Origin of the sequence: Phenylobacterium sp. (assembly GCF_025934275.1) — a bacterium.
Classification (GTDB): Bacteria; Pseudomonadota; Alphaproteobacteria; order Caulobacterales; family Caulobacteraceae; genus Phenylobacterium.
Map to the genome: position 1 here is coordinate 1 of NZ_JAICYI010000079.1, position 12,443 is coordinate 12,443.

Below are 12,443 nucleotides of genomic sequence, written 5' to 3' on the forward strand. Positions count from 1 at the left end.
AGCAGCGCCTGCTGCACGCCCTCGCCCGACACGTCGCGGGTGATCGAGGGGTTGTCGGACTTGCGGCTGATCTTGTCGACCTCGTCGATGTAGACGATGCCGCGCTGCGCCCGCTCGACGTTGTAGTCGGCCGCCTGCAGCAGCTTGAGGATGATGTTCTCGACGTCCTCGCCCACATAGCCCGCTTCGGTCAGCGTAGTGGCGTCGGCGACGGTGAACGGCACGTCGATGATTCGCGCCAGCGTCTGGGCGAGCAGCGTCTTGCCGGTGCCGGTCGGGCCGACCAGCAGGATGTTCGCCTTGCCGAGCTCGACGTCGTTGTTTTTGGTCGCGTGGTTCAGGCGCTTGTAGTGGTTGTGGACCGCGACAGAGAGGACTTTCTTGGCGTGGTCTTGGCCGATCACGTAATCGTCCAGCACCTCGCGGATTTCCTTCGGCGTCGGAACGCCGTCCTTGGATTTGACGAAGGAGATCTTGTGCTCTTCGCGGATGATATCCATGCACAATTCGACGCATTCATCGCAGATGAACACGGTCGGGCCGGCGATGAGCTTGCGGACCTCATGCTGGCTCTTGCCGCAGAAGGAGCAATAGAGGGTGCTCTTCGAATCTCCGCTTGCGGCCTTCGTCATGGTCGTTTCTCACTCTCTAGGCGACCCGGGAGCCGGCCGGCTCCTGCATCGCCCGGCGGGGCGGCTTCACCCCTTCAATGCAGAATACGCGCCGCGGGTTGTCTAAGTCTTGACATTCCCCGATCCGCCTAAGGATCACAAGCCTTCGCTCGCCGGAGCGACATTTGGCGGCGCTGCGCCCGATCGGGGACGCTGCGCGCGCCTAAATGGGAAATGGCCCGAAATGGCACAAGATCGCAGGCCTAGAGGCGCCGTTAGGTCGCGGGCTCGTCCCCAGCTCCCGCTGGTCGCCTTCGACTTCGACGGGACGCTGACGGTCCGCGACAGCTTCACGGGCTTCCTGAAGTGGCGCGTCGGCCGCGTCCGGTATCTGATCGGCGCAGCCCGGCTTCTGCCGGCCGCGCTCCGCTATCTGCTCGACCGCGACCGCGGCCGCATCAAGGCGCGGGCGGCGCGCGAGTTCCTGCACGGCCTCAGCCGCGCCGAGCTCGAGGCCGACGCCGAGATGTTCGCGGAGGAGTTTGCGCCCAGCCTGTTCCGCCCCGATGCGCTCGCCGCCTGGCGTCGCTGGCGGGCGGAGGGCGCGCGGCTGATCATCGTCTCGGCCTCGCCCGACGTGGTGGTGGCCCCCTTCGCCGAGCAACTGGGCGCCGACGCCCTGATCGCCACCCAGATGGGCTACGACGCCCGGGGCCAGGTGGTCGGCGCCTTCGCCTCGCCGAATTGCCGGGGTCCCGAGAAGGTCGTGCGCCTCAAGGCCGCCTTCGGCGCGGACGTCCGCCTGAAGGCCGCCTATGGCGACACGTCAGGTGATCGCGAGATGCTGCAGCTCGCCGAGATCCGCGGCTACAAGGTGTTCCGGGGCAGGCCATGAGGCATGCGCGCGATCAGGACCTCGACCGGCTGGAGGCGCTGCTTGCCAGCCTTCGCGCCATCCCGGGTCTGACCGAGAAGAAGCGCGGCGTGTTCTACCTGAAGCGCCGCTCGTTCCTGCACTTCCACGAGGACCCGATGGGTCTCTTCGCCGACATCGGCGGCGGCCCCGACGGCGGCCCATTCGAGCGCATCGACGTCACCGAGGCGGCTGGGCGCGCGCAACTGCTGGCGGCCGTGCGGACGCGCGTGGGCGCCTGACCGCCGGCCCCGACGGAGCGCGCGAATTCACAAGCGCGGGGCGGCGCTCAGCGCGATAATGCGCCCGACCCTGTACGTCCTTGTTCCGTCCGGAGGGCCGATAATGCAGGACATCGAGGCGATCACCCGTCTCGTCTTCCGTATCCTTGACGAGAACCGAACGATGGCGCTCGCCACCCTGCGGCCCGATGGCTGGCCCCAGGCGACGACGGTCGGCTACGTGCACGACGCATTTGCGATTTATTTCGCGGTCGCGAGCTCGAGCCAGAAGCTCGCCAACATCAGGCGCGACCCGCGGACCTCGATCGCCATCGGCCATGCCGATCCCAGCGGACGCAGGGTCAGCGGCTTGTCGATGGCCGCGCGCTCGGTGCAGCTGTCCGACTGGCGCGAGGTGGAGCACGTCAACGACTTGATCCGCGCCCGCTATCCGCAGGCGGCGGTGTTCGCGCCCAGGAACAGCAACGCCGCGGTGATCAGGGCCGAGCCGCAGATCCTCAGCGTCGTGGATGACGCCGCCGGCCTCCAGGAGCCGGCGCTCTTCAGGGTCTCGCAGGCGAGCGCGCTGTCGCCGATCGAGGCGTGATCGGCGATCCCTCGCCTAGGCCTCGCCTTCGCGCTTCTCCCAGACGTGGTCGACGAGGCCCCAGTCCTTGGCTTCTTCCGCGCTCATGAAGGAGTCGCGGTCCAGCTTCTCCTCGACCTCCTCGTAGGTGCGGCCGGTGTGCTTGGCGTAGAGCTCGTTCAAGCGGCGCTTGGTCTTGATGATGTCCTCGGCGTGCCGCTGGATGTCGCTGGCCTTGCCCTGGAAGCCGCCGGACGGCTGGTGGACCATGATCCGCGAGTTCGGCAGCGCGATCCGCTGGCCCTTCTCGCCGGCCATCAGCAGGAACGAGCCCATCGAGGCCGCCATGCCCAGGCACAGCGTGATCACCGGCGACTTGATGTATTGCATGGTGTCGTACATCGCCAGGCCGCTGGTCACGATGCCGCCCGGCGAGTTGATGTACATCTGGATCTCCTTCTTCGGATTTTCCGCCTCCAGGTGCAGCAGCTGGGCGCAGACCAGCGCCGCCATGCCGTCCTCGACCGGGCCCGCGACGAACACGATGCGGTCCTTCAGCAGACGCGAGAAGATGTCGTAGGCGCGCTCGCCGCGGCTGGTCTGTTCGACCACCATCGGAACCAGGCCGAGGGCGGTGGTCACGGGGTCACGCATGTCGGGGTAGCCTTTGCTGGAATCCGGCGGCGGGCCGCGCCCGCGCTCAGCCTGGATATTGCGTGCCTTCAGCGGCTTCGCAAGGCGGCCGGCTCAGCCGGACCGCGGCAGATGGCCCGCCGCCGCGGCGCGGGCGTCGAGCAGCGCCCGCCATTTGGGCGCATAGGGCAAGGCGGCGTCGTACTTGGCCCTGGCCTCCGGCGACTTGCGGCCGCGGCGGGCTTGCGGCTCTATCGCGGCCGTCGGGCCGCTGGGGCGCGATCTGTTGGGCGGGGACGTCATGCGGGCCTGGATCGCGAGTCTCGGGATGGCGGCGCTGTTCGCTATTGGCGGGACGCAGGCGGCCCCGAAGCCGATCGCCAAGGACGCCAAGCTGTGGGCCGCGGCGCAGGCCGCCCGGCCCGGGCAGCTCAAGCTCCTGCAGGCGCTGGTCGATATCGATTCCGGCACCGGCGACATGGAAGGCGGGCGCAAGGTCGCCGCCGTGCTGATCCCGCGCCTGAAGGCGCTCGGCATGAGCATCGAGGCTGTGCCGGCGGAAGCGCCGGGGCTCCCCGACAACCTCGTCGCCCGGCTCTCCGGAACCGGCAAGGGCCGCATCCTCATGATCGGCCATATGGACACCGTGTTCGGCCCCGGGACGGTCGCCAAACGGCCCTACCGCACCGATGCGGAAAAGGCCTATGGCCCCGGCGTCGACGACGAGAAGGGCGGCGTGGTCGAGGGGCTCTACGCACTGACCCTGCTGCACGATGCCGGCTTCAAGGACTTCAAGCAGATCACCTTCCTGATCGAGACCTCAGAGGAGCGCGGCTCGCCGGGGACCCAGAAGCTGATCGGCCGCCTCCTGGCCGACGCCGACGCCGAGCTCAACCTCGAGCCCGGCGATCCGCCTGATGTGCTCACCGTCTGGCGCAAGGGCTCCAGCACATTCCACATCGACGTGAAGGGCCTCGCCGCCCACGCCGGCGTCGATCCGCAGGACGGTCGCAACGCCGCCCTCGAGTTGATCCACCAGATCCAGGCCGACGACGTGTTCCCGAAGTCCGGCGACGGGCTCACCGCCAACCTGACGATCATGAGCGCGGGGACGCGCAACAACATCATCCCCGAGGACGCCCACGCCCAGATCAACGTCCGCGTCCGCGAGCGCAAGCAGGTAGACGAGGTGCAGGCCGTCCTGGAAAAGAACGCCAAGGTCACCCAGATCCCCGACACTCAGGTCGCGATCAGCCGCGAGCCGGCCTACCCGCCGCTACCCTCCAATTCCGCCACCGACGCTCTGGCCGCCCGCGCCCAAGCCATCTACGCCGGCCTCGGCCTCGGGCTCGCCACCGGCGGCAACGGCGGCGCCTCGGAATCGGCGCTGGCCGCCGACGCCGGCGTCCCGGCGCTCGACGGCCTCGGCCCGGTCGGCGGCGGCTTCCACTCCGACAAGGAGTACCTGGAGCTGAAGTCGGTGACGCCCAGGCTCTATATGCTGACCCGACTGATCGAGGACCTCGGCCGCAATCCGCCGGCCAGAATGAGGTGAGCCGCCTTCGCGGCTGGCCAGGAAGACGATGGAGATCATCCCCGAAACTCGGCGCGAAGCCGTGCAGGAGGCGCTGCACAGCGTCTTCGACCGGCCTGGCCTCCCGGACCTGAGGCCGATCGCGGGCGGCGCCTCCGGCGCACTGGTCTGCCGCTTCGAGGCGGCCGGACGGGCCTATGCGCTGCGGCTCGAGCCCGAGCGCATCCCGCTCGCCGATCGCCAGCGCGGCTATGACTGCCTGGCCGCCGCGGCGGAGGTCGGAGCCGCGCCCGCCGTGCTCTACGCCGACGCCGCCTCTGGCGTCGCGATCATCGCCTTCATCGAGAACCGGCCGCTCGCCGCGTTTCCCGGTGGTCGGGCCGCCCTGGTCGAGGGCCTCGGCCGCCTGTTCGCCCGCATCCGAGAAGCCCCGCCGTTCCCGGTCCTCCCCGATTACCCGGAGGTCGCCCAGATCCTGCTGGACGCCGTCGAAGCCTCGGGGCTGTTGGCGCCTGGCCTCCTCCGTCCGCACGCCGAAGGCCTGGCCCGCATCCGCGCGGCGCTTCCCTGGAGCCAGCGGGGCTTCTTTCCGGCGCATAACGATCCCAATCCGCGCAACCTGCTGTTCGACGGCGAGCGGCTGTGGCTCGTGGATTGGGAGCTCGCCGCGATGAACGATCCGCTCGTCGACGTGGCGATCGGCGCCACCGAGTACGCCCAGACCCCTGAGCTGGAGGATCTGCTGCTGCGCGCTGCGTTCGGCCGCATCCCCGACCGGGCGCTGAAGGCGAGGCTCGCTGTCGTGCGCCTGCTGACCCGGATATTCTACGGCGCGATCGTGCTGGAATCGATGACCGGGCAGCCGCGGGCCGGCCAGGTGGCCAGCCTCGAGGCCTTTACGCCCGAGAGCTTCCGCCAGGCCGTGGCGGGTGGCCGGCTGGGCGGCGCCACGCCGGAGACGGTCCTGGCGTTCGCCATGATGTCCCTGCGCGCCTTCCTCGACGGGATCGCCGAGCCGGGCTTCGAGGCAGCGTTGCGCCTCGCCGCCACCGCCTGATCGGCTTTACAGGGCTGGGGCCCCGCGCCGTTATGGGCGGGTCAACCTCCAAGGGGGACAGATGAGCGAGCAACGTGGGTCCGTCGGCGCCCGGCCGCCCAACTTCATCGTCGTGCTCTGCGACGACCTCGGTTGCGGCGACGTCGGGATCTATGGCGGCCGGATCCCCACGCCGACGATCGACCGGATGGCCGCCGAGGGCGTCCTGCTGACCGACTACTATGCGCCCGCCAACATCTGCTCGCCGTCGCGCGCCGGCCTGCTCACCGGCCGGTATCCGGTGCGCACGGGCCTGGGCTTCGAGGTCATCATGCAGCAGGACGATCGCGGCCTGCCGCTCAGCGAACTCACCATCGCCAAGGCATTGAAGCCGGCCTACGCCAGCGCGTTGTTCGGCAAGTGGCACCTCGGGCACCGGGGCGAGGCCTGGCCGCCGACCCGGCACGGCTTCGACGAGTTCTTCGGCATCCCCTACAGCCACGACATGAAGCCGCTCGCCTATTTCGAGGCGCACGCCGGCTCCGACGAGGTCCTGGAAAGCGCGGTCGACCTGCCGCAGCTCCAGCAGCGGTTCTACGAGCACGCGGAACGGTTCATCGAGGCCAACCGCGAGCGGCCGTTCTTCGTCGAGCTCGCGCTCAGCTCACCGCACCTGCCGCCCTACCCACACCCCGACTTCGACGCCCGCGGGTTCGCCGGGCCCTATGGCGCGGTGGTCGAGGAGATCGACTCCATCATGGCGCGGCTCCTGGCGAAGCTCGCGGAACTTGGCTTGTCGGAGGACACCATCGTCGTCTTCACGTCCGACAACGGCCCATGGTTCGAGGGCTCGCCCGGCTGGCTGCGCGAACGCAAGGGGGGCGGCGCCTACGACGGCGGCTATCGCGTGCCCTGCATCGTCTGGGGGCCGGGACGCATCCCGGCGGGTCGGCGCGCCGGCGCCATCTGCATGGGCATCGACATCCTGCCGACCCTGCTGGCGCTGGCCGGGATGCCGGCGCCGGCCGACGTCGCCCTCGACGGGCGCGATCTGACGGACGTCGTCATGCGGAGCGGCCCCTCCCCCCACGAGCACCTGGTGCTGTTCGACAACGAGGACCCGATCGGCATCCGCACCCAGCGCTGGAAGTACATCGCCTCGGCCTACTACCGCGGCGCCCGGCTGCCGACCGCACTCCTGGGCTACGACCAGCTCTACGATCTCGAAGCCGACCCATCGGAGAACTACAGCGTGGCCTCGGTCCATCCGGACGTCGCCGCCGACCTGCGCGACCGCCTCGCCGCCGCCAAGGCCGAGTTCGCGCCGTACCGGCTCAAGGAGATCCCGCCCTACTTCAAGGCGATGCGCGGACGGCTCCGACAGCTGCAGGACTGAAGAATGGCGAAGAAACGCCACGCCGCGGATCGGGACGACATCCCCACCGCCGTGCTCAGGCGGCGATGCGGCTGATCCAGTCCTTCAGCACGCCTACCACCTGGTCGGCCGGCGCGTAGCCGCGGGTGACCACGCCATAGACCCCGGTCTCGTTGGGACCCCCGACCAGCGTCGGGAAGGCCGTGACGCCCGCGCGCTGGGCGATCGCGTAATCGCGCCAGGTCTCCTGCTTGGCCTCCTCCGAGCGCCACTGCGCAAGGAAGCCCGCGCGCTCCACCCCGAACTCCTCGGCGAGATCAGCCAGCACGTCCCCTGACGTCAGGTCGCGGCCCTCGGCGTAGAAGGCGCTCTGGGCGCGCGCGAGATAGCTCACCGCCAGCTCCTGGCTTTCGCGCCGCACGACCACGACGGCTCGCGCGCCGGGGTCGGTGTCGTAGACGAAGCCCTCGCGATCCATGGCGTGTCGGTCGAACGGCATGCCGGTCGCCTCGTGCACGTGGGCCCAGTGCGTCAGGACCTCCCGCTTGCCGGCCTCGTCCATCGGCTGCTCGGTCCCGGGGCGCAGCCCGCCCATGATCACGCGCACCGGCAGGCCGCGGCCGAACGCCCTGTGGACCGCCTCGATGACCGGGGAGAAGCCGTAGCACCAGGAGCACATGGGGTCGGCGAAGTAGATCAGGTGCGGCTCTTGCATGCGGGCCTCCCGGGGCGGGCGCCGAAACATCGCGCCGATCCGCCGCCGCGTCACGCGAAAGCGACCGGCTCCGGCTTCACAGGCTCCCGCCGGTGCGCCAAGCTCCCGCTCGCATGGCGCACGACCATCCCGGCGACGAGCACGGCCAGCATCCGCCCTCCGACATGGAGCTGCGGGTGAAGGCGCTGGAGTCCCTGCTGGTCGAGAAGGGGCTGGTCGATCCGGCCGCGCTGGACGCCATCGTCGACCACTACGAGCACAAGGTGGGCCCCCGCAACGGCGCCCGCGTCGTCGCCAAGGCCTGGGTCGAACCCGATTACCGCGCGCAGCTGGAGCGCGACGCCACCGCCGCCGTCGCCGAGCTCGGCTACAGCGGCCGGCAGGGGGAGCACATGGTGGCGCTGTTCAACACGCCGGCCGTGCACAACATGGTCGTCTGCACCCTGTGCTCCTGCTACCCCTGGCCGGTGCTGGGCCTGCCGCCGGTCTGGTACAAGTCCGCCCCCTACCGCTCGCGCGCGGTCATCGATCCGCGCGGCGTGCTGGCGGAATTCGGCGTGACCCTGCCGCCGGAGATCGCCGTGCGCGTCTGGGATTCCACCGCCGAGGTCCGTTATCTGGTCATCCCGGAGCGCCCGGCCAACACGGACGGGCTCTCTGAGGAGGCGCTTGCCGCGCTGGTCACCCGCGACGGCATGATCGGCACGGCGCGGCTGTGAACGGCGTGCACGACATGGGCGGGATGCACGGGCTCGGACCGCTGGTCGCTGAGCCTGACGAGCCGCCGTTCCACCACGCCTGGGAAGCCCGGGCGCACGCGATGACCATCGCCTCGCCGACCCGCAGCAACATCGATGCCGGGCGCCATCAGCGTGAGCTCATCCCGGGCCCCGAGCACCTGGCCATGACCTATTACGAGAAGTGGTTCCGCTCCTTGTCGGAGCTGCTCCTCAAGGCGGGCCTCGTGACCCGCCAGGAGATGGCCGCCGGCAGGGCGGCGCCCGGCGCACCCAGGGCCGAGCCGCTGCTGAAGGCAGACGCGGTTTCGACGGTGCTCACCCGACCCGGGAGCTATGTCCGCGAGACGGCGGCCCAGCCTGCCTTCCGCTCCGGCGACGCCGTGCGCTGCCGCAACCTGAACCCGACCGGCCACACGCGCCTGCCGCGTTACGTTCGGGGCCACGCAGGCGAGGTGGTCGCCCACCACGGCGCCCACGTCTTCCCGGATTCCAACGCCAAGGGCCAAGGCGAGGACCCGCAGCACCTCTACACTGTCCGCTTCGCCGCCAGCGAGCTGTGGGGCCAGGCGGCCGATCCCCGCGACAGCGTCTGCCTCGACCTCTGGGAGCCCTACCTTGAGCGCGCCTGATCCTCGCGCGCTCCCGGGCTTGCCGCGCGATGCGGACGGCCCGGTGTTCGCCGAACCCTGGCAGGCGCAGGCGTTCGCGCTCACCGTCCATCTCCACGCGCAGGGCGCCTTCACCTGGACCGAGTGGGCCGAGGCGCTCGCCGACGAGCTGAAGTCCGCCGGGCCGCAGGACGACGGCGGCCGCTATTACGAGCGCTGGCTGGCCGCTCTGGAGCGGCTGGTCACGGCCAAGCGCCTGGCCGGATCGGCGGCGCTCGATGACCGCAAGGAGGCGTGGGCTGCCGCCTATCGACGCACGCCGCACGGCAGGCCGGTCACGCTCTAGGCCGCCGACGGCCCCCCTGGCGACGCGCGGTGTCCCGCGACGACCCCTCGCGACCCCTTCTGCGCCCGCGGGAACTTTTGCCGGGCTCTGCACGCTGAAGCTTCTCGCGAGGATGAGCGAATGGTGCAATACGCGGTGACGCTGAAGGACGGCGACTGGACCGTCTTCAAGGACGGAGAGCCCGTCGAACGCGGGCTCTCGCGATCCGCCGCCATTCAGATGGCCAAAGACCTGGCGTTCGAGGCCGAGGAGCGCGGCGACACGGTCGAGCTCCTGATCCAGGGCTATTACGGGCACCTCTCCCGCCGGGTGACCGGCGGGGGCGAGGGCGAGGACTAGCCCCGCCGCACCGCCGCCTTGGCCTCGCGGCGCGCGCGCGCATCGGCCTTGGCGGCCGCTTTGCGCTCCTTGCGCTCCTGGCGCTTCAGCTCCAGCTGGGCCTCTTCGTCGTTGGCCAGCGCGATGCGCCGGGCTTCGGCCTCCGCCTCGGCCTTGCGGCGGGCCTCCTCCTTCTCGGCGGCGCGCTTGGCGCGCACCTCCTCGAGCTCGCGCGCTTTGCGCTGGGCGCGCGTTTCGAGCGTCGCGGGACGCACCGTGGGCTTCGGTTTGAACTTCTCGAGCAGCGCCTTGCGGGCTTCGGCTTGATCGGTCAGGCGGTCGGAAAAGCCGCCGATCTTTGACTCACGCATCATGGACTAAGACGGGTCTCACAGGTTGTCGCGCCAAAACCCCCGGGCGCGGATCGGGTTGCCGCCGAACCTGGGTTTCCGGTCCGGCGGCCGGGGCGTTGGGTCAGCCGACGATCTCGGCCTCGGTGAAGAACTGGGCGATCTCGGCGCGCGCGTTTTCGAGGCTGTCGGAGCCATGCACGGAGTTCTCGCCCACGTTGTTGGCGTAGAGCTTGCGGATCGTGCCCGGCGCCGCCTGCTCGGGATTCGTCGCGCCCATGACTTCGCGGTAGCGGGCGACGGCGTTGTCGCCTTCCAGCACCTGCACCACGACCGGTCCGGAGGTCATGAACTCCACCAGCTCGCCGTAGAACGGACGCGCCTTGTGCACCTCGTAGAACCGCTCCGCCGCCCGGCGTTCCATCCGGATGCGCTTCTGGGCGACGATCCGCAGGCCGGCGTCCTCGATCACCGCATTGATCTTGCCCGTCAGGTTCCGCTTCGTCGCGTCGGGCTTGATGATCGAGAAGGTGCGTTCGGTCATGGTTCGGGTGGAGTCTTCCGGGCTGTGGGAACGGGCCTGCGTGGCGCCGCGGGCGCCGGTCTATAGCGGCAAGGTTCCCGCTCGCCAAGGCGCCCTTCGCGTCACGGGTGGGAAGCGCTGATCTCTTCTGCTATGCAGCGCCCGGGCCAGCCGGCGCGGCGCATTCCATTCTGGCCTTCCGCCCGTCCCGCAATCCTTGCGCGGAGCGCGTGCGCGCCCGCCTGCCTCCACTCCGTTCCAATGCTGCAGATCCACGACCTAGTATTCGACGCCTGGGGCCGCCGGTTCTTCGACCACGCCGCCGTCACCCTGCCCAAGGACGCCAAGGTGGGCCTGGTGGGCCGCAATGGGGTCGGCAAGTCGACGTTGTTCAAGCTGATCCAGGGCGCCTACGTCCCGGGCGAGGGCGATATCAGCCTGCCCAAGGACGCTCGCCTGGGCTGGGTCGACCAGGAGCATCCGGCCACGCCCGTCCCGCTGCTGGAGACCGTGCTCGCCGCCGACCTTGAGCGCGCGCGGCTGCTCGCCGAACTCGAAACCGCCCAACCGGAGCGGCTGGGCGAGATCTACGCGCGGCTGATCGACATCGACGCCGACCGGGCGCCCTCCCGCGCCGCCGAGATCCTGACCGGCCTCGGCTTCTCCAATGCGGATCTGGCGCGGCCGATGGCGGAGTTCTCGGGCGGCTGGCGCATGCGCGTGGCGCTCGCCGCCTCGCTGTTCGCCGAGCCGGACCTGCTGCTGCTCGACGAGCCGACCAACTATCTCGACCTGGAGGGCGCCCTCTGGCTGGAGGCGCGCCTGCGGAAATATCCGCACACCGCCATCGTCATCAGCCACGACCGGGAACTGCTCAACAATTCGGTCGACCACATCCTGCACCTGAAGGACGGACAGCTCGATCTCTATCCGGGCGGTTACGACGCATTCGAGCGGCAGCTTTCCGAGAAGCTGCGCCTGCAGACCGCCACCCGCGCCAAGATCGAGGCGCGGCGGGCGCACATGCAGTCCTTCGTCGACCGCTTCCGCTACAAGGCCAGCAAGGCGCGCCAGGCGCAGTCGCGGCTGAAGGCCATCGCCAAGTTGCCGGCCGTGGCCGCCGTCGTGGAGGAGCACGTCGCGCCGTTCACCCTGCCCTCGCCCGAGCGGCCCCTGCCGCCGCCGCTGCTGCGACTGGAGTCGGCTTCGGTGGGCTATGGCGGGCCGCCGGTGCTGCAGAAGCTGAACCTCCGCCTCGACGTCGACGACCGCATCGGCCTCGTGGGCGTCAACGGGGCCGGCAAGTCGACGTTCGCCAAGCTGGTGGCGGGCGCGCTTCCGCCGGAGGCCGGTCGCATGCACCGCTCGGGCCGGATGCGCGTCGGCTGGTTCCACCAGCACCAGATCGAGGCCATGGACCCGACCGACACGCCGCTGGAGATCATCCGCCGCGCGCTGCCTGAAGCTTCCGAGGCGCAGCGCCGCTCGCGGCTGGCCCAGTTCGGCCTGGGCTTCGAAAAGCAGGGCACGACGGTGGCCGACCTCTCCGGCGGCGAGCGGGCGCGCTTGTTGCTCAATCTCATCGCGATGGAGGCGCCGCATCTGCTGATCCTCGACGAGCCCACCAACCACCTCGACATCGACTCCCGGCGGGCGCTGCTGGACGCGCTGAACGACTATGAGGGCGCGGTGATCCTGATCACCCACGACCGCTCGCTCATGGAGTTGGTGGCTGACCGGCTGTGGCTCGCCGCCGACGGCACGATCACGCCGTTCGACGGCGACATCGAGGACTATGCCCGGTTCGTGCTGGAGCGCGCCAGGGCCGCTGCGCAGGGCCCGCGCGCTGCGAAGGCCGAGCCGCCGGCGGCTGCGCCCCCGCCGGCGCCGGCGCGGAAGGTCCCGACCGGGCCCGCCCGCCGACGGGCCGAGGC

At 70.1% G+C, this 12,443-nt stretch carries 17 protein-coding genes; 11 read left to right on the plus strand and 6 right to left on the minus strand.

What is annotated here, in order from left to right; translation table 11 throughout:
* Positions 1–632: ATP-dependent Clp protease ATP-binding subunit ClpX (gene clpX, locus Q0W60_RS16135; RefSeq protein ID WP_297697107.1), on the minus strand; the 632-nt coding region annotated here is incomplete at its 3' end.
* 223 nt (positions 633–855) lie between these two features.
* Between clpX and Q0W60_RS16140 the strand changes: the two genes are divergently transcribed.
* The 3 genes from Q0W60_RS16140 to Q0W60_RS16150 all read left to right on the plus strand — a co-directional run bounded on the left by Q0W60_RS16140 (position 856) and on the right by Q0W60_RS16150 (position 2,352).
* Positions 856–1,506, plus strand: a complete 651-nt coding sequence (locus Q0W60_RS16140; protein WP_297697108.1) for an HAD-IB family hydrolase — start codon at positions 856–858, stop codon at positions 1,504–1,506.
* Positions 1,503–1,766, plus strand: a complete 264-nt coding sequence (locus tag Q0W60_RS16145) for a hypothetical protein (RefSeq protein ID WP_297697109.1) — start codon at positions 1,503–1,505, stop codon at positions 1,764–1,766. Before Q0W60_RS16140 ends, Q0W60_RS16145 begins: the two co-directional genes overlap by 4 nt.
* Positions 1,767–1,869: 103 nt before the next feature.
* The gene (locus Q0W60_RS16150) at positions 1,870–2,352 is read left to right on the plus strand and encodes a pyridoxamine 5'-phosphate oxidase family protein (RefSeq protein ID WP_297697110.1); all 483 of its coding nucleotides are present in this window, start codon (positions 1,870–1,872) and stop codon (positions 2,350–2,352) included.
* Between the two features lie 15 nt (positions 2,353–2,367).
* Here the strand turns inward: Q0W60_RS16150 and Q0W60_RS16155 are convergent, their stop codons facing one another.
* Positions 2,368–2,985: an ATP-dependent Clp protease proteolytic subunit gene (locus tag Q0W60_RS16155; RefSeq protein ID WP_297697111.1), complete on the minus strand. Its 618-nt coding sequence runs from the start codon at positions 2,983–2,985 to the stop codon at positions 2,368–2,370.
* A gap of 93 nt (positions 2,986–3,078) precedes the next feature.
* Entirely contained in the window at positions 3,079–3,267 is a 189-nt protein-coding gene (locus Q0W60_RS16160; RefSeq protein WP_297697112.1) for a hypothetical protein, read from the minus strand.
* Between Q0W60_RS16160 and Q0W60_RS16165 the strand changes: the two genes are divergently transcribed.
* The 3 genes from Q0W60_RS16165 (at position 3,266) to Q0W60_RS16175 (ending at position 6,930) form a co-directional block, all read left to right on the plus strand.
* Positions 3,266–4,519, plus strand: a complete 1,254-nt coding sequence (locus Q0W60_RS16165; RefSeq protein ID WP_297697113.1) for a glutamate carboxypeptidase — start codon at positions 3,266–3,268, stop codon at positions 4,517–4,519. The genes Q0W60_RS16160 and Q0W60_RS16165 overlap by 2 nt on opposite strands.
* Positions 4,520–4,547: 28 nt before the next feature.
* Positions 4,548–5,555 carry a phosphotransferase gene (locus Q0W60_RS16170; RefSeq protein ID WP_297697114.1) on the plus strand — a complete coding sequence of 336 codons (1,008 nt, stop codon included), beginning with the start codon at positions 4,548–4,550 and terminating at the stop codon, positions 5,553–5,555.
* 61 nt (positions 5,556–5,616) lie between these two features.
* Positions 5,617–6,930: a sulfatase gene (locus tag Q0W60_RS16175; protein ID WP_297697115.1), complete on the plus strand. Its 1,314-nt coding sequence runs from the start codon at positions 5,617–5,619 to the stop codon at positions 6,928–6,930.
* A gap of 55 nt (positions 6,931–6,985) precedes the next feature.
* Here Q0W60_RS16175 and Q0W60_RS16180 read toward each other — a convergent pair whose 3' ends face one another.
* Positions 6,986–7,624, minus strand: coding sequence for a DsbA family protein (locus Q0W60_RS16180; protein WP_297697116.1), 639 nt, complete (start codon positions 7,622–7,624; stop codon positions 6,986–6,988).
* 113 nt (positions 7,625–7,737) lie between these two features.
* Here Q0W60_RS16180 and nthA point away from each other — a divergent pair, with 113 nt between their 5' ends.
* The 4 genes from nthA to Q0W60_RS16200 all read left to right on the plus strand — a co-directional run bounded on the left by nthA (position 7,738) and on the right by Q0W60_RS16200 (position 9,657).
* Entirely contained in the window at positions 7,738–8,343 is a 606-nt protein-coding gene (gene nthA, locus Q0W60_RS16185; RefSeq protein WP_297697117.1) for a nitrile hydratase subunit alpha, read from the plus strand.
* Entirely contained in the window at positions 8,340–8,993 is a 654-nt protein-coding gene (gene nthB / locus Q0W60_RS16190; protein WP_297697118.1) for a nitrile hydratase subunit beta, read from the plus strand. The genes nthA and nthB overlap by 4 nt, the downstream gene beginning before the upstream one ends.
* Positions 8,980–9,318, plus strand: coding sequence for a nitrile hydratase accessory protein (locus Q0W60_RS16195; RefSeq protein WP_297697119.1), 339 nt, complete (start codon positions 8,980–8,982; stop codon positions 9,316–9,318). The genes nthB and Q0W60_RS16195 overlap by 14 nt, the downstream gene beginning before the upstream one ends.
* A 120-nt stretch (positions 9,319–9,438) precedes the next feature.
* Positions 9,439–9,657: a hypothetical protein gene (locus Q0W60_RS16200; protein WP_297697120.1), complete on the plus strand. Its 219-nt coding sequence runs from the start codon at positions 9,439–9,441 to the stop codon at positions 9,655–9,657.
* On the opposite strand, the gene Q0W60_RS16205 is transcribed toward Q0W60_RS16200, so the two are convergent.
* Both Q0W60_RS16205 and ndk read right to left on the minus strand, forming a co-directional pair.
* Positions 9,654–10,010: a DUF6481 family protein gene (locus Q0W60_RS16205; RefSeq protein WP_297697121.1), complete on the minus strand. Its 357-nt coding sequence runs from the start codon at positions 10,008–10,010 to the stop codon at positions 9,654–9,656. The two genes, Q0W60_RS16200 and Q0W60_RS16205, sit on opposite strands and share 4 nt — an antisense overlap.
* Before the next feature lie 100 nt (positions 10,011–10,110).
* Positions 10,111–10,530, minus strand: a complete 420-nt coding sequence (ndk, locus tag Q0W60_RS16210) for a nucleoside-diphosphate kinase (RefSeq protein ID WP_297697122.1) — start codon at positions 10,528–10,530, stop codon at positions 10,111–10,113.
* Positions 10,531–10,770: 240 nt separating this feature from the next.
* Between ndk and Q0W60_RS16215 the strand changes: the two genes are divergently transcribed.
* Positions 10,771–12,443, plus strand: a 1,673-nt coding sequence (locus tag Q0W60_RS16215; RefSeq protein ID WP_297697123.1) for an ABC-F family ATP-binding cassette domain-containing protein, incomplete at its 3' end; no start/stop codon positions are given.

Excerpts from the sequence above, each read along its gene's own strand:
- Q0W60_RS16200 (WP_297697120.1), top strand. The coding sequence starts at position 9,439 with ATGGTGCAATACGCGGTGACGCTGAAGGACGGCGACTGGACCGTCTTC.
- ndk (WP_297697122.1), bottom strand. The coding sequence starts at position 10,530 with ATGACCGAACGCACCTTCTCGATCATCAAGCCCGACGCGACGAAGCGG.
- Q0W60_RS16205 (WP_297697121.1), bottom strand. The coding sequence starts at position 10,010 with ATGATGCGTGAGTCAAAGATCGGCGGCTTTTCCGACCGCCTGACCGAT.
- Q0W60_RS16155 (WP_297697111.1), bottom strand. The coding sequence starts at position 2,985 with ATGCGTGACCCCGTGACCACCGCCCTCGGCCTGGTTCCGATGGTGGTC.
- nthA (WP_297697117.1), top strand. The coding sequence starts at position 7,738 with ATGGCGCACGACCATCCCGGCGACGAGCACGGCCAGCATCCGCCCTCC.
- Q0W60_RS16160 (WP_297697112.1), bottom strand. The coding sequence starts at position 3,267 with ATGACGTCCCCGCCCAACAGATCGCGCCCCAGCGGCCCGACGGCCGCG.
- Q0W60_RS16165 (WP_297697113.1), top strand. The coding sequence starts at position 3,266 with ATGCGGGCCTGGATCGCGAGTCTCGGGATGGCGGCGCTGTTCGCTATT.
- Q0W60_RS16180 (WP_297697116.1), bottom strand. The coding sequence starts at position 7,624 with ATGCAAGAGCCGCACCTGATCTACTTCGCCGACCCCATGTGCTCCTGG.
- Q0W60_RS16175 (WP_297697115.1), top strand. The coding sequence starts at position 5,617 with ATGAGCGAGCAACGTGGGTCCGTCGGCGCCCGGCCGCCCAACTTCATC.
- Q0W60_RS16170 (WP_297697114.1), top strand. The coding sequence starts at position 4,548 with ATGGAGATCATCCCCGAAACTCGGCGCGAAGCCGTGCAGGAGGCGCTG.
- Q0W60_RS16140 (WP_297697108.1), top strand. The coding sequence starts at position 856 with ATGGCACAAGATCGCAGGCCTAGAGGCGCCGTTAGGTCGCGGGCTCGT.
- Q0W60_RS16150 (WP_297697110.1), top strand. The coding sequence starts at position 1,870 with ATGCAGGACATCGAGGCGATCACCCGTCTCGTCTTCCGTATCCTTGAC.
- Q0W60_RS16145 (WP_297697109.1), top strand. The coding sequence starts at position 1,503 with ATGAGGCATGCGCGCGATCAGGACCTCGACCGGCTGGAGGCGCTGCTT.